At 56.6% G+C, this 24,076-nt stretch carries 22 protein-coding genes; 6 read left to right on the forward strand and 16 right to left on the reverse strand.

Annotated elements, in window-relative coordinates:
- Positions 1 to 63: 63 nt before the first annotated feature.
- The 4 genes from AAFM46_RS11640 to AAFM46_RS11655 form a co-directional block, all read right to left on the reverse strand.
- Entirely contained in the window at positions 64 to 1,830 is a 1,767-nt protein-coding gene (locus tag AAFM46_RS11640) for a BCCT family transporter (protein WP_283528251.1), read from the reverse strand.
- Between the two features lie 115 nt (positions 1,831 to 1,945).
- The gene (locus tag AAFM46_RS11645) at positions 1,946 to 2,374 is read right to left on the reverse strand and encodes an HIT family protein (protein ID WP_343317933.1); all 429 of its coding nucleotides are present in this window, start codon (positions 2,372 to 2,374) and stop codon (positions 1,946 to 1,948) included.
- Between the two features lie 32 nt (positions 2,375 to 2,406).
- Positions 2,407 to 3,456: an NAD(P)-dependent alcohol dehydrogenase gene (locus tag AAFM46_RS11650; RefSeq protein WP_343317934.1), complete on the reverse strand. Its 1,050-nt coding sequence runs from the start codon at positions 3,454 to 3,456 to the stop codon at positions 2,407 to 2,409.
- Positions 3,453 to 4,316, reverse strand: coding sequence for a sulfurtransferase (locus AAFM46_RS11655; protein ID WP_343317935.1), 864 nt, complete (start codon positions 4,314 to 4,316; stop codon positions 3,453 to 3,455). The genes AAFM46_RS11650 and AAFM46_RS11655 overlap by 4 nt, the downstream gene beginning before the upstream one ends.
- A 70-nt stretch (positions 4,317 to 4,386) precedes the next feature.
- Between AAFM46_RS11655 and AAFM46_RS11660 the strand changes: the two genes are divergently transcribed.
- Positions 4,387 to 5,496: a PLP-dependent cysteine synthase family protein gene (locus AAFM46_RS11660; protein WP_343317937.1), complete on the forward strand. Its 1,110-nt coding sequence runs from the start codon at positions 4,387 to 4,389 to the stop codon at positions 5,494 to 5,496.
- 48 nt (positions 5,497 to 5,544) lie between these two features.
- Here the strand turns inward: AAFM46_RS11660 and AAFM46_RS11665 are convergent, their stop codons facing one another.
- A complete protein-coding gene (locus tag AAFM46_RS11665; RefSeq protein WP_343317938.1) occupies positions 5,545 to 6,201 on the reverse strand; it encodes an MBL fold metallo-hydrolase in 657 nt (218 codons plus the stop codon).
- Between the two features lie 117 nt (positions 6,202 to 6,318).
- Between AAFM46_RS11665 and AAFM46_RS11670 the strand changes: the two genes are divergently transcribed.
- Both AAFM46_RS11670 and AAFM46_RS11675 read left to right on the forward strand, forming a co-directional pair.
- A complete protein-coding gene (locus tag AAFM46_RS11670; RefSeq protein ID WP_343317940.1) occupies positions 6,319 to 6,729 on the forward strand; it encodes a Fur family transcriptional regulator in 411 nt (136 codons plus the stop codon).
- Positions 6,730 to 6,767: 38 nt separating this feature from the next.
- Positions 6,768 to 7,880, forward strand: coding sequence for an AI-2E family transporter (locus tag AAFM46_RS11675; protein ID WP_343317942.1), 1,113 nt, complete (start codon positions 6,768 to 6,770; stop codon positions 7,878 to 7,880).
- Here the strand turns inward: AAFM46_RS11675 and AAFM46_RS11680 are convergent.
- From AAFM46_RS11680 to AAFM46_RS11725, 10 genes are all read right to left on the reverse strand, one after another.
- A complete protein-coding gene (locus AAFM46_RS11680; protein WP_283528268.1) occupies positions 7,870 to 8,742 on the reverse strand; it encodes a metal ABC transporter permease in 873 nt (290 codons plus the stop codon). The two genes, AAFM46_RS11675 and AAFM46_RS11680, sit on opposite strands and share 11 nt — an antisense overlap.
- Positions 8,739 to 9,656, reverse strand: coding sequence for an ABC transporter ATP-binding protein (locus AAFM46_RS11685; RefSeq protein ID WP_343317944.1), 918 nt, complete (start codon positions 9,654 to 9,656; stop codon positions 8,739 to 8,741). The genes AAFM46_RS11680 and AAFM46_RS11685 overlap by 4 nt, the downstream gene beginning before the upstream one ends.
- Positions 9,653 to 10,597 (reverse strand): zinc ABC transporter substrate-binding protein, encoded by a 945-nt coding sequence (locus AAFM46_RS11690; RefSeq protein WP_343317945.1) that lies wholly within the window; start codon positions 10,595 to 10,597, stop codon positions 9,653 to 9,655. Before AAFM46_RS11690 ends, AAFM46_RS11685 begins: the two co-directional genes overlap by 4 nt.
- Positions 10,598 to 10,673: 76 nt before the next feature.
- The gene (locus AAFM46_RS11695; RefSeq protein ID WP_343317946.1) at positions 10,674 to 11,732 is read right to left on the reverse strand and encodes a hemolysin family protein; all 1,059 of its coding nucleotides are present in this window, start codon (positions 11,730 to 11,732) and stop codon (positions 10,674 to 10,676) included.
- Entirely contained in the window at positions 11,729 to 13,075 is a 1,347-nt protein-coding gene (locus tag AAFM46_RS11700; RefSeq protein ID WP_343317947.1) for a hemolysin family protein, read from the reverse strand. Before AAFM46_RS11700 ends, AAFM46_RS11695 begins: the two co-directional genes overlap by 4 nt.
- A complete protein-coding gene (locus AAFM46_RS11705; RefSeq protein ID WP_343317949.1) occupies positions 13,076 to 13,312 on the reverse strand; it encodes a hypothetical protein in 237 nt (78 codons plus the stop codon). It abuts the gene before it with no gap.
- 200 nt (positions 13,313 to 13,512) lie between these two features.
- Positions 13,513 to 14,091 (reverse strand): flavin reductase family protein, encoded by a 579-nt coding sequence (locus tag AAFM46_RS11710; RefSeq protein WP_343317950.1) that lies wholly within the window; start codon positions 14,089 to 14,091, stop codon positions 13,513 to 13,515.
- Positions 14,092 to 14,275: 184 nt separating this feature from the next.
- On the reverse strand, positions 14,276 to 14,797 hold the full coding sequence (gene soxR / locus AAFM46_RS11715; protein ID WP_343317951.1) for a redox-sensitive transcriptional activator SoxR: 522 nt from the start codon (positions 14,795 to 14,797) through the stop codon (positions 14,276 to 14,278).
- Positions 14,798 to 14,813: 16 nt separating this feature from the next.
- Positions 14,814 to 15,356, reverse strand: a complete 543-nt coding sequence (locus AAFM46_RS11720) for a gluconokinase (protein WP_283528284.1) — start codon at positions 15,354 to 15,356, stop codon at positions 14,814 to 14,816.
- A gap of 118 nt (positions 15,357 to 15,474) precedes the next feature.
- On the reverse strand, positions 15,475 to 16,974 hold the full coding sequence (locus AAFM46_RS11725; RefSeq protein ID WP_343317952.1) for a GuaB1 family IMP dehydrogenase-related protein: 1,500 nt from the start codon (positions 16,972 to 16,974) through the stop codon (positions 15,475 to 15,477).
- Between the two features lie 335 nt (positions 16,975 to 17,309).
- Here AAFM46_RS11725 and AAFM46_RS11730 point away from each other — a divergent pair, with 335 nt between their 5' ends.
- Both AAFM46_RS11730 and AAFM46_RS11735 read left to right on the forward strand, forming a co-directional pair.
- On the forward strand, positions 17,310 to 21,152 hold the full coding sequence (locus AAFM46_RS11730) for a multifunctional oxoglutarate decarboxylase/oxoglutarate dehydrogenase thiamine pyrophosphate-binding subunit/dihydrolipoyllysine-residue succinyltransferase subunit (protein ID WP_283528288.1): 3,843 nt from the start codon (positions 17,310 to 17,312) through the stop codon (positions 21,150 to 21,152).
- Between the two features lie 84 nt (positions 21,153 to 21,236).
- The gene (locus tag AAFM46_RS11735) at positions 21,237 to 21,836 is read left to right on the forward strand and encodes a GDSL-type esterase/lipase family protein (RefSeq protein ID WP_283528290.1); all 600 of its coding nucleotides are present in this window, start codon (positions 21,237 to 21,239) and stop codon (positions 21,834 to 21,836) included.
- A gap of 409 nt (positions 21,837 to 22,245) precedes the next feature.
- Here AAFM46_RS11735 and AAFM46_RS11740 read toward each other — a convergent pair whose 3' ends face one another.
- Complete coding sequence (locus AAFM46_RS11740; RefSeq protein ID WP_343320440.1) at positions 22,246 to 23,400, reverse strand: IS1249 family transposase; 1,155 nt, start codon at positions 23,398 to 23,400, stop codon at positions 22,246 to 22,248.
- Positions 23,401 to 23,572: 172 nt separating this feature from the next.
- Here AAFM46_RS11740 and AAFM46_RS11745 point away from each other — a divergent pair, with 172 nt between their 5' ends.
- Entirely contained in the window at positions 23,573 to 24,076 is a 504-nt protein-coding gene (locus AAFM46_RS11745; protein ID WP_283528292.1) for a hypothetical protein, read from the forward strand.

Raw genomic sequence — 24,076 nt, forward strand, 5'->3', positions numbered from 1 at the left:
CTCATCCTTCAGTGCATCCCTGAATCCTTCAGTGCATCAGTGGATCAGTGCCGAACGGTGACGCTACTGTTCCTGTTCAGAAACATCACCGCTAAGGGCCCCAGCGTCAGCTTCCACTGCATCGGTGGGTTTCAAGTCCTGAGACTGATGACCAAACGGGTCCATGCGCGGCCGCCGTTCTGGTTGAAGACGTCCACGAATCCGGGTGGTGAGCGAACGCAAGTTCAGTAGTGGCGAATCCTGGTTAGGGCCTTCAACTTCCAGGCCATAGAAATCTCCGATGTGCTCAAGGAAGGCCATGCGCCTAGCCTTCTCGTAAGCGCGGGACTCACGGGAGAACGCCCGGTAGGTTGACCAACAAATCAGGATCAGCACCAAGCTGAAAGGCAAGGCGATGATGATCGCTGCCGTTTTCAAGGCGTTCAGTCCACCGGACAGCAGCAATGCACTGGCCAGCAGCGATGTGGCCAAGGTGAAGAAAATACGGATCCACGGCTTTGGTTCCACTTCCCCACCGCTGGCGATCATGCCCATGACCAAAGCGCCGGAGTCGGCTGAGGTCACGAAGAAGATCACGATCATCAGGATCGCTCCGATGGTAAGCACCCCTCCTGCAGGTACCTCAGCCAGCATGGCAAACAGTGCACCAGCGGCATCAACTGTTCCGTCAGGGCCCACCAACCCGCCCTTGCCGGAGAGCTCAGAATACAGCGCCGTTCCACCGAGCACGCTGAACCACAGCATTGTGAGTAGGGTCGGTACCAGAATCACTCCGGCCACGAATTGGCGCACCGTGCGACCCTTGGAAATCCGGGCAATGAAGATACCCACAAAAGGTGCCCAGGATATCCACCAGCCCCAGTAGAACGTGGTCCACGTTGACTGCCAGGCTTCGCCCTCCGCGCCGGTGAATGCACTAACGTTGAAAGCCATCCCCACAAAATTCTGCAGGTAGTTGCCCGTGGACTGCACAAAGTTGCGCAGCAGGAACTGTGTGGGTCCAACCACCAGCAGGAAGACTACAAAAACACCGGCCAGGATGAGGTTGGTGTTCGAGAGCCATTTCATACCTTTGCCCACACCCGAGAGAACCGAGAACAACACCAGGCAGGTCACCACCGCAATGATGACAAGGTCAATGAACATTGAAGAAGTGATCAGCCCGGCGCTTTCCAATCCCGCGCTGATTTGCAGCACGCCAAGGCCCAGTGAAGTGGCCACACCAAAGATCGTACCGACTAAAGCGATAACGTCAATCACGTTGCCCAGCCCTCCGCGGACTCTGCTTCCGAGCAGAGGTTCCAGCGTCCAGCGGATCGATATTGGCCGTCCGCGTCGATGGATGGCGTAAGCCAAGGCCAGCCCGATGACTACGTAGATGGACCAGGCGTGGACTCCCCAGTGCAGGAAGGTCTGCGAGAGAGCGTGCTGAGCCAGCTCGCCGGGGGAACCGGTGGTGCCCGGTTTGGGGGAGGCATAGTGACTTAAGGGTTCGCTGACCCCGTAGAACACCAAACCGATTCCCATTCCGGCGGCGAAGAGCAGGGCAAACCAGGAACCAACCGAGAATTCCGGTTCGTCGTCGTCCTTGCCGAGCTTAATATCGCCAAACTTACCGAAACCCACCCAGAGGCAGAAGATCACCAAAGCGGTGGCCAGCAGCACGTAGTACCAGTTAAAGTAGCCGACAATTGTGCTTTGGATCCCAGAAAACAGTGTCTCTGCGGCGTTGGGGGTGATGATGGCAAACAGCGTGAAAAATATGACGATCACGGCTGTGGGCCAAAAGACCCAGCGATGGACCCGAGGCTTAGATTTTGTTTCTGACATTTTTCCAGCATAAGCGAATTTGTTTCCGCCATACCAAGTTTAAAACAAGGAGAAATACTCACACCACCGCCATGACGGGATTTCTTTCTCCCTCAAGTGAGCCGTTTCACCTCACCTAGGAAGCTGGAACGAACTCCTCGTGACCGGCCGCGCGCAGCGCAACACGAATCTTCTCAGCGTTGGCGTCCATAACCGCTGGCTCCGGAGCGTTATCAACTGTTTCGAAATCGAAGTTCTCCATACCGTAGGCCGGGAAGACGTGCACGTGCAGGTGCTCAACTTCAAAGCCGGCGATGGTCAGTCCTGAGCGAGGAGCGTCGAAGGCGGCTAGTTGGGCCTGGCCAATCGTATGAGCAACCAGCATTAGCTTGCTCACAAGCTCCGGTGCTGCATCCGTCCACTTGTCCACTTCCAACCGGGGCACAACCAGCACGTGTCCATCAGTCAAAGGACCAATGGTCAGAAATGACACGCAGTCTGCGTCCTTCCAGACGAATCGGCCGGGAATCTCGCCATTGATGATTTTACTGAACAAAGTACTCAAGAATTACTCCCTAAAGAAGGTGAAAAGAAGAGTTAAAGAGTGCTTGCATCAAGCACGAATCGGTATTTGACGTCACCGGCAACCATCCGGTCGTAGGCCTTGTCCAATTCGCTGGCTGACACCATTTCAATATCGCAGACAACACCGTGTTCGGCACAGAAGTCAAGCATTTCCTGGGTCTCAGCAATCCCGCCAATCAAGGAACCGCCGTAAGCGAGACGCTTGCGAATCAGCAGCCCCGGTTCCACAGCCGGCATCTCTTCCGACGGCAGACCCAACTGGATCAACGCACCGTCACGGGCCAGCGTTCGCAGGTAAGGGTTAAGATCGTGAACCGCAGCCACAGTGTCCAAAATGGCGTTCAATGTATGCTTTGCCCCGGCCATTGAATCGCTGTCGGTGGAGATCACCACGTTATCTGCACCAAGGGCCAGAGCGGCATCAACCTTCGCCGGAGAGGTTGTAAAAACAGTAACCTTGGCCCCGAGTGCCTTGGCGATCTTCACACCCATGTGGCCAAGACCGCCCAAACCAATCACACCCACACTGTCTCCGTCCTGGACATCCAGGTAGCGCAGTGGTGAGTAGGTGGTGACGCCGGCACATAGCAGAGGTGCTGCAGCTGCCGGGTCCATGCCTTCGGGAATGTGCAAAACATAGTTTTCATCCACAACAATGGCTTGTGAATAGCCGCCTTGGGTGATGACTGAACCATTGCGTTTATCCGGTGCACCGTAGGTACCAACCATGCCAACTTCACAGTACTGCTCAAAGCCTTCCAAGCATGAGTCGCATTCCCGGCAGGAATCAACCATGCAGCCAACACCAACGCGCTGGCCCACAGTGAAGCCCTCCACGGAATCGCCAACGCGGCTAACAATGCCAACAATTTCATGCCCGGGTACCAGCGGGTACTTTGTGGTTCCCCATTCCGAGCGGATGCTGTGCACATCAGAGTGGCACAGTCCACAGAATTCAATAGCAATTTCAACATCGTGGGCACCTGGTTCACGGCGTTCGATGGTGCTGGGCGTGAGCCCGGAGGTGGGTGATTGAGCTGCATATGCTTTTACGTGGGTCATGGACCAAGCCTATCGCCGTTGGTGTCCATCCCAACAGTGGGAACAGTTTCTACCGCCCGCTCGCCCTGGTTTGACCAGGCAGACCACGACCCCGGATAAAGTGCCGCCTTGAAGCCGGCTATTTCAAGGGCAGCGATCTGATGCGCGGCGGTGACGCCAGAACCGCAATAAACAGCCACGGAACTTCCAGGGGCTACTCCCAATGCCGTAAATCTGACATGCAGCTTATCCGCCGCTAAAAATGAGGCATCCGGCGCCAAATTTTCGGCTGTTGGCGCACTGACAGCGCCGGGAATATGCCCGGCTCTCGGGTCAATCGGCTCCACTTCGCCCCGGTACCGCTCCCCTGCCCTGGCATCCAACAACACCCCGTCGAAGTTAGCTGCACCATCACTATCGATGGTTTCCATCGCCCCAAAATGTACGACGGCGTTGCCCGGCTCCGGCTGTACCTCACCGTCTTCGAGCGGCAGTTTAGCCAAACGCCAAGCTGCCAGCCCGCCGTCGAGCAAGTAAACATTCGCCAAGCCCGCGTGGCGCAAGAGCCACCAGGCACGGGCAGCCGCGGTGGCGCCGGAGTCGTCGTAAACCACGACTGTGTCATTTTCATTGATGCCCCACATGCGGACTGTGTGGGCAAAGTCAGCCTCGGCGGGCAAAGGGTGGCGGCCATCCTGGGGAACCCCGTGGGATGCCAGTTGAGAATTCATGTCCCCGAAGACGGCACCGGGAATGTGCCCGGCCAGGTAATGCTCATGGCCGTGCGGGTCCCCCAGCGCCCACCGCACATCCAGCAGCACTGTTCGTTTGTTTTGACTCAACCGGTCGTTGAGGTTTGCAACACTGATCAGAACTGACATTTGCGGCTCCTTGGTCGTTGAGGAAACGGACTCCACGAACAAATCTACGCCAGTGCATACACTTGGTTTTATGAACCCAACAGCATCGAACACTTCCGCCGTGTCCACAGCGCACGCGGATAGGGTGTGGACCCGTACCGCGATTGGTAAAGTACAGGCCGAGAACAACCGCTCAGCTGACACCCATCTGTACAAGATCGAGCTGCCTGCGCAGTGGGGCGTTGACCTGTATGTGAAGGATGAGTCGTGCCATAGGACCGGCAGCTTAAAGCATCGCTTGGCCAGGTCCCTGTTCCTGTTTGCACTGGTAAATGGGCAGATTCATGAGGGCACCACAGTGGTGGAAGCGAGCTCCGGCAGCACAGCGGTTTCTGAAGCTTATTTTGCGCAACTGCTTGGCCTGGACTTCGTTGCCGTGATGACCCGTTCCACAAGCCCGGAAAAGATTGCCTTAATTGAGCAGTTTGGTGGGCGCTGCCACTTGGTTGATCAGGCCGATGAGGTGTATTCGGCAGCCACAGCCATTGCCACCGAACACAACGGCCACTACATGGATCAATTCACCTATGCCGAACGGGCCACCGATTGGCGTGGCAATAACAACATCGCCGAATCCATTTTCAATCAGTTGGAGCATGAGCGGTTCCCTGATCCCAGCTGGGTGGTTGTTGGTGCCGGCACTGGCGGTACTTCGGCCACGATTGGCCGTTACATTCGTTACCACGGCCACAGCACCCAGCTTGCCGTGGTTGATCCCGAGGGTTCAGCGTTTTATCCGGCGTGGAAATCTGGGGATCTTTCCATTGTCACAGGAAACTCTTCCCGGATCGAAGGCATTGGGCGCCCGCGAGTGGAGCCCAGTTTTGTCCCTGGCGTGATTGATACCATGATGGAAATTCCTGACGCCGCATCCGTGGCAGCCATGATGCACTTTGAACACCTGACAGGGTTGCATGCAGGACCCTCCACCGGCACAAATTTGTGGGGCGTATGGCAGCTGGTGGCGCAGATGATTGCCAAGGGTGAAGGTGGCAGCATTGTGACATTGATGTGCGACGGCGGCGAACGCTACGGTGGCAGCTACAACAACGCGCAATGGCTGGGCGAGAAGGGGCTGGATCCGGCACCCCATCTGCAGGCCATCGAGGACTTTTTTGCCAGTGGTCTTTGGCACGGCTAAGCCACTGCCGCTCAAGGATCCTCGGCGTGCTTTCCTGAAGTGTTCAGGCTAGATTTCCACCGATTGCCCGGCGTGCAGGTGCCGGAACTTCACTCCATGAAGTCCGCCAATCCTGGCGATATGGGACTCCGTGAACGCCAATCCCTGCTCGTTAAGCAGCCCGTCGTGGATCTGAAAGGCGTGCGGGGCCCGGACCGAGACAACAAAGTCAACCACTTCACAGACTTTTGACCAGGGCGCGTGAACCGGCACCAAAAGCGTACCCACACTCACCCCGTGGGGGACTATCAGCGAATCTCCGGGGTGGTAGAGGTCATCGTCGATTAAGTACCCCACGTTGGCCACAACCGGAATCGAGGGATGGATTACTGCGTGTTGACCGCCAAAACATTGCACGGCGAATCCTGCAACAGCAAAAGTATCACCGGCAGCGGCGTCAAGGATCCGTCCTTCATAGCCAGAGGCCCGTATCCTCAGGTCCCGAGCCACACCAGCCGGGGCGTAAACCAGTAACGCTGGTGCGTTGGCCAGAGCGTGAGCCAGCACCTCGCCGTCGTAATGATCGGCGTGTTCGTGGGTAATGAGCACAGCGTCGGCGCCTTCAAGGGCTGTGGCCGACTCGGAGAAAACACCCGGGTCCAGGACCAACACGCGGCCATCCTGCTCAAGGCGAACGCAAGCGTGGGTGTACTTTGTGAGCAACATGCTGCCAGCATATGCCTGACTCCCCCCGCCCCACCATGGAATGCCCGCACAAATGTTCCCCTGCAGGTGCGCTAGGCTGGTTGATTGAATCCCGCAACGAGGAAATGAGTTGGCACAATGTCAGATGTCCCGGTGAAGGAGCAGCGCGTCACCAAGCAGCGCATCGCTATCAGCGCCGCCATGGACACCTTGGATGACTTTGTCAGCACGCAGGAACTGCACCGTAAACTGCATGGGCAAGGTACCCGGGTTTCCCTGGCCACAACCTACAGGATCTTGGCGTCCATGGCCGAAGAGGGACTACTGGATACCCTGCGCAACAGTGACGGTGAGGCCGTTTACCGTCGCTGCAACGCCACAAACCACCACCACCATCTGCTATGTAGAAACTGTGGCAAAACCGTAGAGGTTGAGGCGCCGGCGGTGGAAAGCTGGGCGGCCAGGATCGCCCAAGAAAACGGTTTCACCCAAGTTCAGCACACAGTGGAAATCTACGGTCTCTGCCCGGAGTGCTCGGCCAAGAGATAGACTCGCTAGGCGTTGATGTGAACTGGCATACTAATGCCATGAACCGCAATGAACGTTCCCACAAAACCTCGGCTACCGAGCTCAAAGGAGCGCGCACCCTAGCGCCGTCGATGTTTGTCAGCAGCCCTTTCCGTTGGGGTTTCACAGTGACTCTTGGGGTGCTAGTAGCTCTGCTGCTGGCGTTCACAATCAGCAACCTCACCAATGTGCTTTTTGCAGTCTTTGCTGCCCTGTTCATTAGCCTCGGTTTGGACCCGCTTGTCCGCTGGTTTCAACGCAAGGGTTTGAGCCGGGCCATGTCGCTGCTGACAGTGATCCTGCTCTTCATACTCGTTGTTGTGGGCCTTGTTGCCTTGATCACCCCTCTCATTGTTGAACAGTCAAACCATCTAGTCGCTACCCTGCCGGGACAGGTTCAGGCGATGCAAACGGATGGGTGGTTCGATGACCTTGATAAGAAAACCAACGGAATGGCTCAGCAGGCCCTTGTCTGGGTCAACTCCTTGTTGACTGACCCGAAGATTTGGGCTCAGGTTGGTGGAGGTGCGCTTGCCGTAGGCGTGGCGCTTGCCAGTGGTTTCTCTACGGGTCTATTCATCTTTATCTTAACGATCTACTTTGTGGCAACGCTGGATACCATGAAGAAAGCCGGCTACTCGCTCATCGACGCATCCAAGCGCGAAACAGTGATCAGCTATGCCGAGCGGATCATGGACTCGATTGGCCGCTACCTTAGCGGCATGGCGGTTCTTGCCGCGATCAACGCCGTCTATAGTTTTATTCTGCTTACGGTGGTGGGCTCCCCCTATGCCGTCATCATTGCAACCCTGGCCCTCTTCGTTACCTTGATTCCTTTAGTGGGAACGGTGCTGACCACGGCGTTGATGACAATCGTGGCTTTGTTCACCTCACCCACTGCTGCCCTGATCGTTTTGATTGCGATGCTTGTCTACATGCAGCTTGAAGCGTATGTATTTACGCCAAAAGTCATGAGTAAAGCCGTTCATGTGCCCGGCTCAATCGTACTGATCTCTGCATTGGCCGGGGGCACACTTCTTGGCCTGGCCGGGGCCCTGGTGGCGATCCCCATCTCAGCCGGGATCATCTTGATCATTCGTGAAGTGGTGATACCAGCCCGGGCTAGGCGCTAACCGCTCGCGTTGCCCAACCACGACGCCTGCGCCAGGCACCGGCCACTTTACAGATCAGGTAAATCACAAAGGACAGCGTTGTCACGTAGGGACTGATGGGGATACTGCCACCCAGTGCCAGCATGATGCCGCCAACAGTTGAGATCATGGCAAAAGCCACGCTCAGCAGCACCACCATACGCGGCGCCGCCGTGACCTGCAGGGCGGCTGCAGCTGGGGTAATTAACAACGCCAGTACAAGCAACGCCCCAACCACTTGAATCGAAAGTGCAACGGCGATGCCCAGCAAGAACATGAAGGCCAGCGAAAGGCTCCGTACGGGAACCCCACGCGCCGTAGCAATGTCTGGGTCTGCGCTAGCGAAGGTCAGCGGCCGCCAGATCAGCGCCAGCCCTGCCACAACCACAAGCGCCGTGCCAGCCAGAACGGAGAGCGCGGTGGTGTCAACCGAGACAATCTGACCTGTGAGCAAACCAAATTTATTGGCGGCGCGGCCCTCATAAAGGGATAAAAATAGGATTCCAAGTCCCAGCCCAAAAGGCATGATGACGCCAATGACAGAGTTCTTTTCACGAGCCCGGACCCCCATCACTCCCAGCAATAAAGCCGCAAGGATTGAGCCAACAAGGGATCCAAAGATGACATCCGCGCCGATCAACAGCGCAAAAGCTGCTCCGGCAAAAGAAAGTTCTGCTATCCCGTGAACGGCAAAAGCAAGGTCGCGCATCATGACGAATGTGCCAATGAGCCCGCCTACAACGCCCAGAATGGCACCGGCGAGCAAAGTGTCCCTGAACAGGGGAAGGAGTTCGCCGTAGTTGGTGAAGTTAAAAACTGCGTCGCTAAAATCCAGCCAATTCATGAATTTTCCTGCCTATGCATGCGTTCTACCCGTGCTAAGCCGTCAGGGCTGCCCGCGTCGGGTGAAGTGCTTGCGATATGGCTAGCTTCTCGATGCGCATGCTCCACGTGTTGGCCTTGGGTATGTCCATCAATGACTGAGTCGGGCCGGCCCACAACAACCAGCCGGCCTGCCACATTAAGTACCTCCACTTGAGTGCCATACAGCTTTGAGAGCACTTCGGAGCGCATAACTTCTTCGGGGGTGCCCAGCGTAAACCGGCCACCGGCCAGGTACAGCACCCTGTCCACGTGTTCTAAGATCGGGTTGATCTCATGGGTGACAAAGACCACGGCAGTTCCGTTGTCCTTGGCTTGTTTACCCACCAAAGCGCTGACTGCCTTTTGATGATGCATGTCAAGGGAGAGCAGCGGTTCATCGCACAGCAAGACTTTGGGATTAGCTGCCATGGCCTGGGCGATTCGCAGTCTCTGCTGTTCACCGCCTGAAAGCATTCCCACAGGGATATGTGCGTAGCTGGTTGCACCCACTTTTTGAAGCAACTCATCCACACGTTTGCGGTACGCCTTGCCGCGGATGCGAAAACCCCACTTATCACCGTCCACGCCAAGCCCTACAAGGTCACGGGCTCGCAGTGCAGTATCGAGCGCAAAATTTCTTTGCTGGGGAACGTAACCAATACTGCGATTGCCACGTTTGGCGCGCGCTCCATCCACTGTTAGCAGCCCGGAACTCAGCGGAGTTAGTCCCAGAAGGATTTTGAGGAAACTGGTTTTACCGCTTCCATTAGCGCCTAGAACGGCAAGGAATTCACCGGGGCGTACCTCTAGGTTCAGGTCCTGCCAGAGGGTACGCGTCCCGTATTTCAAGGTGCCACGTTTGAGCGTGATCACGGGTTGGACCGGTGCGCTCATTTGGCGTCCATGGTTTTCAGTCCCTGCTCCAAATGTGAGACGTTGGCAAGCATCCAGTTTACATAGTGGGTGTTTTCCGGGAGGGTCTCAGCAAAATTCACGACAGGTATTCCTGCGGCCTCGCATGCCGTCTTAATCTGGCTGGTTTGCGGCCCCTCGGTTTGCTGATTGTAAGCCAACAACGCGATTTTTCCAGACGCGATCAGCGAGAGGACTTCCGCTACTGTCGCTGCAGGAACGTCCGCGCCATTCTCAACTGCTTCGGTAAATTTAGCCGGGGTCGTGTTGACCAAACCGGCCTCCTCGAGCAGATACATGGGCACAGGCTCAGTGATGGCAACAGCGGTTCCGCTGTACGCCTTTTTCACATCGATGAGACGTGTTTGAAGCTCTTTCAACTGTGCTTTGAACTCATCAGCGTGCGTGGCGAAGCTGGCTGCCTCTGCTGGCAGAGCAGCGGAAAAGCGTTGCACAAGCTGATCGGCGAGTTTGGACATGGTGGGTAGTGAGTACCAGACGTGTTCATTAAAGTCTGCTCCACTATCCAATCCGGAAAGCTCGCTGACGTTGATGATGTTTTCCGCATCCAGCTGCCCTTTGGCTAGCTGGGGGAAGAAATCGTCATAACCGCCACCGTTCTCAATGCCAATCTGAGCTTTGGAGACAGCTAGTTTGTCTTGTGCGTTGGCCTCGTATCCGTGCGGATCAGCATTGGCGCTGGAAATGATGGCATGGACGCGCACGTACTCACCACCGATGGCTTGGGCAACATCTGCGTACACACTGGTTGTAGCCACCACCGAGACAGTGCCATCAGTAGTTTGGTCAGCGCCGACTCCACCTGCGCCGCCTCCACCTCCGCCGCCACTGCAAGCCCCCACAGTCAGGGTCAGGGCCAGGGAGGCGCCCAGCAGAAGCAGTGTGCGGCGGTTGTGGAGCATAAGATTCCTTCAAAGAGCGCTAATGAGAACTGTTACTAATAACAATTAGCATAGCGCATATTAGGAATCATTCGCATCAAGCTTTTCTGCGCTCCTGAATATGGGTCTGCGTGGCATCACGGATCTCACCGACCAGCTGCTCAATGACGTCCTCCAGGAACAAGACACCCATGGTTTGCTCGTGCTCGTCAATAACCCGTGCCATATGAGAACCGGTGCGCTGCATGGTTGCCAGCACATCCTCAATTTCTTCATTGGATTGCAAGTTCACCATGGAGCGTACGCGGGCTTCGCCGATCGGCATTTGATACCGTTCAACCGGAATCCGCAGCACGTCTTTCAAGTGCAGGTATCCCAGCAAGGCCCCTTCTGCATCCGTAAAGACGAACCGCGAGAACCCGGTCTTGCCAACCTTGTGCTCAAAATCGACGGGGGTAGCGGCGGCAGGCAGGGTCACCAAATCTGTCAGTGGAACCATGATGCCGCGCGCAGTTTGAGAGGAGAACTCAAGGGCGCCGGTGATGAGCCCCGTCTGGTCATCTACCAGCCCGGTTCGCGTCGATTCTTGCACAATTGACTGCACCTCTTCCAAAGTAAAGCTGGAGGAGACCTCATCTTGGGGAACAATGCCAAACAACCGCACTATATGGTTCGCGGTCCAGTTCAAAGCCACAATAACGGGGCGCACCACCTTGCTGATAAGCACCAGTGGTGGAGCCAACAAAAGTGCTGCCTTGTCCGCCGCTGACACGCTCATATTTTTGGGAACCATCTCCCCAAAGGTCACGTGCAAAAAGGTCACCAAAGCCAACGTGATGACAAAAGCGACGGGGCTGGCCACGTTATCCGCCACGCCCACTGTATGCAGTGGAGCAGCCAACAGGTGATGAATGGCAGGCTCGGAGACGTTCAGAATCAAGAGGGAACACACAGTGATACCCAATTGTGAACAGGCCAGCATGAGGGAGACGTTTTCCATAGCACCCAGGGTGACTTTGGCACGTTTGGAGCCGGCATCCGCCAGCGGCTCAATCTGGCTGCGCCGGGCTGTCATGACAGCAAATTCAGCTGCCACAAAGAAAGCATTGCCGAACAACAGCACTATGAGCCAGAGAATTCCTACCCAGGGGTTCACAGGGAATCACCTGCTCCGGCCGAGCCGTCTACTTCGTTCGCATCGGGGGAAGGCGCCGCAATAAAACGGATCCTATCTATCCGGCGTCGTTCCACCCTGTCAACCACCAACAGTCCACCTTCTACTGCCACGGTGTCACCAACAGTGGCGATGCGGCCCAGCTCAGCCATCATGAAGCCGGCAACAGTTTCATAGCCGGCCTCATCAGGGACGGTGAGCGGGCCAATACGTTCGGAGACCTCATCCGGACGCATAAGCCCTGGGAAGAACCACGTGCCGTCGGCCGCCAAAAGAATCCCGGGTTTGACCCTGTCGTGTTCATCGGAAACTTCCCCAACAATCTCCTCCACTAGATCCTCAAGTGTGGTGACCCCGGCCGTGCCGCCGTATTCATCCTGCACAACAGCCATCTGCAGGTTTCCTTCACGCAGTTCAAGGATCAGTGCGTCAAGATGCACGGTTTCGGGGACGCGCAAAACATCAGTCATGATGGCGCCCACTTCAATGTCTGATCTTTTGTGGAATGGAATCGAGACAGCCTTTTTCAGGTGCACAACACCGAGGATCTGATCAGCTGACTCCCCGATGACGGGAAATCTGGAGTATCCGGTGCGCCTGGCGACGTCAATGATCTCATCAACTGATTTGGTACTTTCAATAGTTTCAACCCGCATGCGAGGGGTCATGACATCAGCGGCTGTGCGCTGGGAAAAGCTCAAGGTACGGGCTATAAAAGTTGCCGTTCCCACATCCAGTGTTCCCATAGCTGCCGAGCGGCGGACCAAGGAGGCAAGTTCGGCAGGAGATCGTGCGCCTGAAATTTCTTCCTTGGCCTCCATTCCAAAGAGGTTCAAGACCTTGTTGGAGAAGCCATTCAAAACCACGATTGCCGGTTTGAAGATGGCAGTGAAAACCAGCTGAGGCCTGGCAACTAGCTTGCCAATTTCAAGAGACTTGGCAATGGCCATGTTCTTTGGGACAAGCTCGCCAATCAGCATCGACAAAAGCGTGGCAATCAGCATGGCAAGGGCAAGGGCAACGCCAGTAATTGCCGGCTCCGGAACGCCAACTGCGCCCAAAGGTCCAGCCAACAAGACGCCCAAGGAGGGTTCCATGAGGAAACCAGTCAGCAGGGTGGTCAAGGTAATACCCAACTGGCAACTGGAAAGTTGCGTGGACAGCGATTTCAAACAGTGCAGAAGAGGCTGGGCTGCCTTATCGCCGCTATTGACGGCGCGCTGGACAGTTGATTGATCAAGGGCCACAAGGGAAAATTCAACGGCAACGAAGAATCCGGTGCCAAGGATCAGCAGCAGACCTGCTGCCAAAAGTATCCATTCCATTTACAGCTCCCCCCGAGAGATCGCGTTGCCTAACGCGAGCTGCGCTACTGCGCGAAGGCGGGGGTTGGCCGCCGGCGGAGGGTGGTCGGCGCTGGGGCCGACCGCGGCCGGAGTTGCTGCCGGCGTCTCTGAACTGTGGTCACTGGTGCGGGGGGTGCCGGCATTGTCAACGCGGTTACAGGAAGCAATTTCGATGCTCTGCAAGCCGTTGCGCCGGCCCCTAGATTTACTTTTCATAGGATTTCAAGTCTACCTCAGCACCCCGCCTCCTCAGCAAAAGCTGGCATGAAGCGTGCATGAACAGCAGCTGGGAAATTGCAGTGAGGATACGGCGTACTTCTTCTTAGCCGTATTTACCCGCCGTGACTATCTTGCCAGCCTTGAGTATTACTTACCTGCCGTGAATATCTTGCCTATCCGTTGACAGGTGCAAGGCGTTAGTACCCGGGCAGGAGGCTGTGCTGCCCCAACGCATGGAAGGTGCGGCTGTGGTAAACAATGGGTGTGCCAGTGTTTTCCGGTGCGATGATCTCCACCACTTCCGCCGCCAACAATAATGATCCTCCGGCAGGTGTGCGGCTCAGAACTTTACAGCGCAGCGCGTATCCGCCGTGCAAGAGCAAGGGCTCTCCGGTTGCCAGAGTGGACCACGCCATTGCTTCGCCGAAACGCTCGGCAGCAGAATTTGCAAAGGTTTTCGCGAGTTCCAAGTCATCGGATGTCAAGAGGTGGACCACCACTGTGTCCGCTACGGCAAGAGCAGCCGCGGAACCCTTGGCGGCAGCGAGGGAGAAGGCCAGCAGCGGAGGTTCCGCGGACACCGAGGCCACCGATGAAGCAGTGATCCCTACGGGGCCGGTCAGAGAATCGGCCGTGATAATAGAAACTCCGGCAGGGTGGCCGCCAAAAGCAGCTTTGAAATCATGTGCCAAATCTCGGGTGTGTGTAAGAACCGTGGAGTCCACGCTCTCCACAAACGTGGCTACTACAGGGACTCTCTGTGCTTGCACAGTCATGATTGATTAAAATCCTCTCACCGTGTCCAGCCGAAAAGGCAAGATCCTCATTCGAGGATAGAACCTCAACCTTAGTTAAGGTCAAGCCGGGTTGCCATGACGCCCATCACACCCATACTGGTCTGCAATGGGTCTGGCCGCAGCCGGTCTGGACGCGCAGCCGGTCTGGACGCGCAGCCGGACGCTAGAGTCGAGGCGGCTCTGGTGTTTCATGGCCGAACGTGGGATCGAAGGCGCGGGCGCCTGGTCCCTTCTGCGCAACGTGGTCTTCCGGGTTCACGAAACGGCATTCCGCTAATGACAGGCAGCCGCACCCTATGCAGCCACCCAAACTTCCACGCAATTTTTCCAAGGCGGCAATGCGGGCATCAAGTTCGCCTTGCCAGTGCTCGGACAGGCGCTGCCAATCAGCCTGAGAAGGTACTCCTTGATGCGGTAATTCTTCAAAAACGGCCGCAACTAAGGAAAGCGGGATGCCTGCCCGCTGGGCGGCCCTGATGACTGCGACACGTCGCAGCACCGATCGTCGAAAGCGACGTTGATTTCCGGTCGTTCTTGTGCTGAAGATCAGTCCTTGCCGCTCATAGAAGTGCAAGGCAGACACACTAACTGCGCCACGTTGGGCAACTTGACCCACGCTTAACTCCTCGTCAGTACTGACGGCATGCTCGTCGTCGTCCTTCACCACAGAGTTAGCCTTCACCACAAGAGATACCTCCGAATCACTGGGCCAAAACTTGCCTGATATCCGCCTGCGCCTGCGCAAGAATCGCCGTGACGCTGGCGGAAATGTCAATGACAACAGAATTTTCATCTGCTTCCAACGGTTCAAGCGCAGCGAGTTGGGAAACCAGCAGGGCCGGTGGCATGAAGTGGCCTGAGCGGCCCTCGAGCCTGGAGCTTAAGACGTCCAAGGAGCCATTTAAATGCAGGAAAATTGTTTCTGGCGCCTTGGCGCGGATCACGTCGCGGTACCGGCGCTTCAAGGCAGAGCAAGCGATCACCACTCCTTTGGCAGAAGCCTGCGCCAATTCGTCCCCGACAATTTCCAGCCACGGCCACCGATCTTCATCGGTCAGAGCGGCCCCGTCGGCCATCTTTTTAATGTTGGCGATGGGGTGCAGCGAGTCGCCATCTAGGAAGGGAATGTTCATGGCGTCCGCAACCAAGGCGCCAATCGTACTTTTGCCGGAGCCGGAGACTCCCATGACAACAACTTGGGGCTTTACGGCAACAGTTTTAACAGCAGACTCCGAGGTATCCATAGTCACTTTTATATCAAATGTTGATGCAGATCACGTTAACCCCGGCTCTTGCCGGAATGCCTGGCTGTCACTGCGACGCCACGGGTTGAGATTGCACCAACACTAACGGCCGGCGAGTCTACCAGCTCTGTGGCAGCGGCCGTCCTTCTTCATAACCGGCGGCGGACTGCACCCCCACAATGGCACGCTCCCTAAACTGCGCCAGCGAGGCGGCTCCTGCGTAAGTAAAGGAGCTGCGCAGACCGGCGGTGATCATATCCAACAAATCCTCCACGCCGGGACGGGCGGGGTCCAGATACATTTTCGAAGTGGAGATGCCTTCCTCAAACAATCCCTTGCGGGCCCGCTCAAACGCCCCTTCACGGGATGTTCTGTTTTGCACGGCCCGTGCAGAAGCCATACCAAAGCTCTCCTTGTACTGGCGGCCACCCGCATCTACCTGCAGGTCACCAGGACTCTCATAGGTACCGGCAAACCAAGACCCGATCATGACTTGACTGGCCCCCGCAGCCAACGCCAGGGCAACGTCCCGCGGATACCGTACGCCGCCGTCGGCCCAGACATGAGCCCCCAGCCCGGCAGCCGCCGTGGAGCATTCCAGCACAGCCGAAAACTGGGGCCGGCCAACCGCCGTCATCATCCGCGTGGTGCACATGGCACCGGGCCCAACACCTACTTTGATGATGTCCGCTCCCGCCTCGACCAGATCGCGTACCCCGGCGGCGCTCACCACGTTGCCAGCCGCCACGGGCACAGCAGGTGAGAGCGCACGCACGGCGCGCACAGCGTCCATCATCTTTTCCTGATGCCCATGGGCCGTGTCCACAACCAGCGCATCGACCCCATATTCGAGCAGGGCAGCGGCTTTTGCTGAAACGTCACCGTTGATACCCACGGCCATGCCCAACCGCAACCTCCCTGATGCGTCCAGTGCCGGTTGATAGATGGTTGAGCGCAGGGCACCGCTTCGGGTCAGCACACCAACAACCTGCGACGCGCGCAAAACTGGCGCGTAGTCTGTTCCCGCCGCATCCAACACAGCAAATGCTTCACGCAACGCCTCATCAGTGAGCGATTTCGCGGCAGCGAAATCAAGATCGCCGGCATCCGCATGCGCCCGGATCTCATCGAACGGTGCAGCGTCCAGCGTCAGTACGTTTGAACGCATCACCGAAGACAGAGAGGAGAACCTGTCCACACCCTCGCAGTCAACGCCACGCACAACACCAACAAAATCAAGACCATCAACAATCACCACCGCATTGTGGGCCCGTTTACTCATCAGGTGCACGGCATCAATAACAATGTCTCCGGCTGTCATGACCAGCGGCGTTTCAAATAAAGCGTCTCGCGTCTTCACCCAAGCACTAACACTTTCAAGCACTTCCAAGGGAACGTCCTGGGGCAAAATGGCCATCCCGCCGCGCCGGGCAATGGTCTCGGCCATTCGCTTCCCAGCGACAGCCGTCATGTTAGCCACCACCAACGGAATAGTGGTGCCAGTACCATCGCCACTGGCAAGGTCAACATCCAAACGCGAGGTTACGGTGGAACGCGACGGAATCAAAAACACGTCTGAATAGGTCAACTCTGTTGCAGGCTGGTTAAGAAAACGCATGACACTCCCTGGGAAAAAGGGCCCCTGCTGAGTGCCGGCAGCGGCTGACGGGGCGCAAACAGGGCGCCCGCGTAAGAGTCTAGCCACGAAGCGATACCGTTCACCGCAAAAATTTGCACCTTTTTTCTTATCTAAGAGACGCGCCGCGGCGTAGATTGGCCTACAGGCCACCATGCTTACTAGACTTACACGCGGATAGGGTTTGTTGGACCCCACCCACTTTCGAATAGGCTACGCAGGGTTGCGCAGTCAGCATCCGCCAGATTCGGGTGTCGCTAGTTTTTTGCAACCTTGTTCAGCGGGCAACAAGAACTCATGGAAGAGGCGTAATACACGTGCCAGAGCAATCCATCCACCGTCTACCCGAAGAATTTGGCGGCAACGAGTGGCTCGTCGATGAACTGTATGAGCGCTACAAGAGCGATAAGAATTCCGTGGACACAAAGTGGTGGCCACTTTTTGAAGGTTTCGCCGCTGATGACGCAGCCGGCAACGGGCGCCACACCGCCAAGAGTTCCACCCCGGTAACGGCCCAAATTCCGGTAGTCGGCGCAAAGACTGCCCCGGACGCACCTGCTGGCGCTACCGGTACACCGGTTTCAAGCGCCTCGGCTCCAAGCACTCCAATTCCCAGTACCACCCCGGCGCCAACTCCCGCCGCACCGGCAGCACCGCCGTCCCCACCCAAGGCACCCACGGCTTCGCGTCCACCGGCACCTGCCAAGGATGCCGCACGCACTGGCAGCACACCCATCCCGGCTCAGTTGCCCAAGACCGCCAAGGACAAGTCCGTCCCGGAAGAGTCTGTTAAGACTGTTTTGCGTGGTGCAGCTAAGGCCATCGCGGCCAACATGGTCACCAGTTTGGAAGTACCCACAGCCACAAGCGTGCGCGCCATTCCGGCGAAGCTCTTGATCGACAACCGGGTTGTCATTAACTCCAACCTGGGCCGCTCTCGCGGCGGCAAGGTCTCCTTTACACACTTGATCGGCTTCGCTGTCATCAAGGCATTGGCTGCGTTCCCGTCAATGAACGTTTCTTACGATGAGATTGATGGCAAGCCCGTAGCTGTCCAACCTCCGCATGTGAACTTTGGTATTGCAATCGATATGCCAAAGCCGGACGGCACACGTTCTTTGATTGTCCCGAATATCAAAAAAGCTGAGACATTGAGCTTTGCTGGTTTCTGGCACACCTATGAGGATCTGATCAAGCGCGCCCGCGCCGGAAAACTCACAGCTGATGACCACTCAGGCACCACCGTCTCGCTCACCAACCCCGGTGGCATCGGTACTGTTCACTCAGTGCCTCGGCTATCCAAGGGCCAGGCAGCCATCATCGGCGTCGGATCCCTTGACTACCCTGCCGAGTACCAGGGCTCCAGCGCCAAAATCATTGCTCGGAACGCTGTTTCGAAAATTCTGACGCTGACCTCCACGTATGACCACCGCGTCATCCAGGGTGCCGGGTCCGGTGAGTTCCTCAAGAAGATACACCAGCTCCTGCTCGGTGCCGAGAACTTCTATGATGAGATCTTTGAATCACTGCGCATCCCTTACGAGCCTGTTCGTTGGAGCGTTGACCTGCAGGTTGACCCCGCAGACCAGATCAACAAGGTTGCCCGCATCCAGCAGCTGATCCACTCTTACCGCGTGCGTGGCCACTTGATGGCTGATACCGACCCGTTGGAATACGTTCAGCGCAAGCACCACGACCTCGACGTACTCAGCTACGGTCTGACACTCTGGGACCTAGACCGCGAATGGCCCACCGGTGGATTCGGCGGCAAAGCAAAATTGTTGCTGCGAGACATCCTCGGAGTCCTTCGTGACGCTTACTGCCGCACCACAGGTGTTGAATACATGCACATCCAGGAGCCGGAGCAGCGCGAGTGGTTCCAGAATGAGCTTGAGCACCCCTACTCCAAGCCCAGCCGCGAAGAGCAATTGCGCATTGTCTCCAAGCTGAACTCAGCCGAAGCGTTTGAGACGTTCCTGCAGACGAAGTTTGTGGGTCAGAAGCGTTTTTCCCTGGAGGGCGGCGAGTCATTGATTCCGCTTCTGGACTCCATCATTTCCGATGCTGCTGATGACGGAATGGATGAAGTCGCCATAGGTATGGCGCACCGTGGCCGTTTGAACGTGCTGACCAACATCGCAGGAAAGACCTATGCACAGGTTTTCCGTGAGTTCGAAGGCACACAAGATTCTCGCAGCGTTCAAGGCTCCGGTGACGTCAAGTACCACTTGGGTACTGAAGGAACATTCACCTCCGACGCCGGCAATGAGACCAAGGTTTACTTGGCCGCAAACCCTTCACATCTGGAAGCCGTAGATGGTGTCCTGGAAGGTATTGTTCGGGCAAAACAGGATCGCCTGGATCAGGGTGAGAGTTTCCCGGTTCTGCCCATCATGATCCACGGCGACGCTGCCTTCGCCGGTCAGGGTGTAGTTGCTGAGACACTGAACCTGTCCCAACTGCGCGGTTACCGCACAGGCGGAACCATTCACGTAGTTGTGAATAACCAAGTCGGTTTCACCACCGCGCCGTCATCATCACGCTCTTCGGTGTACTCAACCGATGTGGCAAAGATGATCCAGGCACCTGTTTTCCACGTCAACGGCGACGACCCTGAGGCTGTGGTTCGCGCAGCCCAGTTGGCCTACCAATTCCAGCAACGCTTCCGCAAGGACGTTGTCATTGACATGGTTTGCTACCGCCGCCGCGGGCACAACGAGGGTGATGATCCTTCCATGACTCAGCCGCTGATGTACAACCTCATCGAAGCTAAGCGCTCAGTGCGCCGCCTGTACACCGAAGCCTTGATTGGCCGCGGTGACATCACCGAAGAGGAAGCCACACAGTTACTGCGTGACTACCAGGAACGCCTTGAACGCGTGTTCGCTGAAACCCACGCCGCCCAAACTTCTCCGATCCCGATCATCACCAAGGATTCACAGTCCATTTCTGATCTGGAACGTCCCTCCGCCCAGCAAGCCGATACGGCAGCGAACGATCCGGCGGTCACCGCCATCAGTAAGGACACGCTGGCCCGAATCGGAGCAGTGCACCTTGCTGTTCCTGAAGGTTTCGAGATCCACAACAAGCTCAAACCACTGCTGGAAAAGCGGGAAACCATGTCCCGCGAGGGCAACATTGACTGGGGCTTTGGTGAACTCGCAGCGTTTGGCTCCCTCCTCATGGAGGGTGTCCCTGTCCGCATGGCCGGACAGGATTCCCGCCGCGGCACCTTCGTGCAGCGCCACGCAGTGTTCCACGACCGCGCCACCGGCAAGGTGTGGACCCCACTCAGGGATCTCTCCGAGGATCAGGGCAAACTGTGGATCTATGATTCATTGCTCAGCGAATATGCCGCCATGGCGTTCGAATACGGTTACTCGGTTGAACGACCGGATGCGCTTGTCGTATGGGAAGCCCAGTTTGGTGACTTTGTCAATGGCGCCCAAACCGTTATTGACGAGTTCATCTCCTCAGCCGAGCAGAAATGGGGACAGCGTTCGTCCTTGGTCTTGATGTTGCCGCACGGCTATGAAGGCCAAGGCCCGGACCACTCCTCCGCCCGTATTGAACGCTTCATGCAAATGTGCGCCGAAGAGAACATGATCGTGGCCAACCCAACCACGCCGGCATCGCACTTCCACTTGCTGCGGCGTCAAGCATACCGCCGCCCACACAAGCCGTTGATTATTTTCACGCCCAAGCAACTGTTGCGTCTGAAGGCAGCAGCTTCCTCGGTTGAAGACTTCACCCAGGGCGGCTTCCGCACGGTGATAGGTGAGCACGCCGCGTTGGATAACAACGCAGTGGACCGTGTTCTTCTGGTCTCGGGACGTTTGTATTACGACCTGCTGGCGGCACGGGATAAGGCAGGGGATGACAAGCTTGCCATCATCCGCGTAGAGCAGCTGTACCCGTTGCCCTTGGAAGAAATCAAGGCAGAACTTGCCAAGTACCCCAACGCTGACGTTGTTTGGGCTCAGGATGAGCCAGCCAACCAGGGTCCGTGGCCGTTCATGGGTTTGAACTTGGCTCCCATGCTAGAGAAGAAGCTAAGCCTTGTCTCGCGTCCGGCTTCGGCCGCAACTGCAACGGGTTCGGCTAAGAACCACGCAGTCGAGTTGACGATGCTTGTCAAACAGGCGTTTGAACGTAGCTAAAACAATAGTGATGCCCGGTCTGCGCGATCAGACCGGGCATCAGTTATTTGTATTCCAAATTTATGCAATAAGAAGAGGGGCGCCGTGGAGAAGCGGGAACTGCGAATAGTGGCTGTAGGGGATGAGTTGGTTGCAGGTGTGGGCGATCCTCGCGCCCTGGGCTGGCTTGGACGTGTCCTTGCCAGAACCCCTGCCGACTCAGTCTTGATCGAATCCTTTGTGTTGGCGGCCCCGCGGGAGGGCACCGAAGCGTTGGCTGGCCGGTGGCTGCATGAAGCAGGCAGACGTTTTGATGACTTCCATGAGAACCGTCTTGTCATAGGTCTGTCCGGACGGGACATTGAGTACGGCTTGTCCACGGCACGGTCCCGGCTGAACTTGGCGAACATTCTTGACGGAGCTACGCAGCTGAACATCCCTGTGTTTGTGGTGGGCCCGCCACCCTCACTTGATCCTGTGTTGAACCGCAAGCTGGCAGACCTCAACGCCGCCTTTGCCGACGTCACAACGCGGCGCAAGCACCACTACGTTGACACTTTTGCCCCTTTGCAAAATCACGAACAGTGGCGTAACGATGTAGCGGCCAACGCCGGCTCCCCCGGCCAGGCCGGCTACGGGCTCATGGCCTGGCTGGTACTGCACCGTGGCTGGTACCAGTGGCTTGATCTGCCTGAAGCGGTTTAAAGTGCCAAACCGGCTGTAGCGCTCACCATCAACTACCTTCTCGGTTAGGTGTGTCTGCGCCACATATGCGAAACTTGGTGAGGATCGTTTTTAAAGATCTTCTAGATGATTGGAGACTACTATGTCCAAGCGTTCACGTAAGCGTCGGGATCGTAAGGGTAGCGCCGCTAACCACGGTAAGCGTCCCAACGCTTAATTCTTGACTAAAAAAACAAATGCTCGTTCCACTACTTGGTGGAGCGGGCTTTTTGTTTGGCCTCTCGGCAGTGCGCCCACTAGTCTGCCCGGAAGTGCGGGTTAGCGGCCAAAATGTGTGTACAGCCCGGGCGTGTCAGTGGCTTCTTCCGCCCCATCCTTGTTGAATTCCATTGCGGGTTAGCGGCCAAAATGTGTGTACAGCCCGGGCGTGTCAGTGGCTTCTTCCGCCCCATCCTTGTTGAATTCCATTGCCGTCTTCTGGGCTGAAGGCTGTGTCGTAGAGGGCAGGGCCGATGGGCTCGTGAACCATTTGTCGTTTCTTCTTTTTTGGTTGCCAGTGGTGGGCCTTCACTAGGTCCCAGGGATCTTTAGGGGCCTCGGTGTGGTGGTAGAGGTACCAGTCCACGGCTCGTTTGGCATGATCATCGCTAAGACCTCGATGGTCCCGAAGAAGGTGCTTCAAGCCAGCATTGATCCCACCCTCGAGCGGGCTCGTTGTCCTAGGGAGTTTCTGGTCTTCGGTGGCGTGGGTGAGCCAAGTAAACAGATGATCGTTCTGCAGGACTGTGGCTAGTGTTCCACGGGCTTGGCGCAGACGAAGATGCGTGAACCACCAGTTCTGGTTTGCCCGCACGTGTGAGGGCCTTTCACCGTTCTTCTTCGCGTAGGTGCGGTCCTTCAAGAACTTCTCCCAGCGTGCTTCCCAGGACGCGAACTCACCGACCCACACAGCGGCTTGATCCAGGGACTGGATCGGTGTTAAAGCCTTCGCTAGGGCCAGTAATTCCTTGCCAGCATCGAGTTTCGGACGCATCGTGAGGTGGGTACGGATGTTCTGTTGAATATGAAACAAACACCGCTGCACTCTTGTTTCTGGCCAGTGCTGACCCAACGCACTCTCGAGGCCTTTGTGCCCGTCGATGACGACCATGGCAGGGGCCGGGAGTTGCTTGAGTAACGCTGACCAGGAAGCATGTTTTTCCCGATCGCACCACTGCCAGCCAACAACGTGATCACCGGTGTAAGCAATGAGCACGCACCAGCCGTTGAAGTACGTTCCATCGAGCATGAGCACCGGGTGAATTTCCCCGGTCACAGGGGCTTGTGGGGCCACGTTCCAACACCAAGCACTCTGTCTCCGAAAGGTCCGTGATGAGCTGGCATGGGCGTCCTGACGGGTCTTGCCAGTGATCCATGACTGGAAAGCGGCGAACTCTGCTTTCTTGCTCATATCAACCCTGGATTGAGTACTGGAAGCACCACAGGATTTACACCGCCACCGGGTTTTACCTGCACTGGTCGAACCGTTCTTCACAAGCTTCTGAGCACATACACCACAACGGGGGTGGTTCTTGGGAACTGTCACCATACATGCTTTCAAAGCATGTACAAGGCCCTGCATCCCATATGATTACTGGTCAAAAGCCACTTTGCATACACACATTATGGCCGCTAACCCGGAAGTGCCGTCAATTGTGATGTGAGCAAACAAGCAGTTTATTAAACAAGGAAAAAACTGTTTCAAAGATAAGGTGGACTTGTCAGAAAAGTCCCAGCCGGTAGAAAGCTCAGAAATGCTCGCCCTCGTTTTACTCGCTATGGTGCCATTCGTCTGGTTTGGCCTGATCACCGGCATATCCTTCATTGAAACACCGCTTAAATTCCGGGCACCTGGGATGACTCATGCCTTAGGCGTAGGCATTGGCCGGTTGGTGTTTAAGGTGCTGAATCTCATCGAGGTGGCTCTGATGGTTGTTTTATTATGTGCCTGGACACAAGAACAAGAGCTCGTGAGCGTTCCTGCCGGTATTTTCATTATTCTGGCGGTACTGGCCCTGACTTTGCAGGTGTTAGTTCTCCGGCCAGCCATGAACAAGCGCACAAGTGCACTGGCAGATACGGCTTTGACACATACGGGAACTACAGCCGTAAAGGCCAAAGTTGCTACCCTGACACACATTGCGTACATTGGCTTGGAATTCCTCAAAACGGTTTCCCTACCCATGGCAGGGATACTGATTATCTTGGCCGTGGCGGGCTAG

Origin of the sequence: Arthrobacter sp. TMP15 (genome assembly GCF_039529835.1) — a bacterium.
Taxonomy (GTDB): Bacteria; Actinomycetota; Actinomycetes; order Actinomycetales; family Micrococcaceae; genus Specibacter.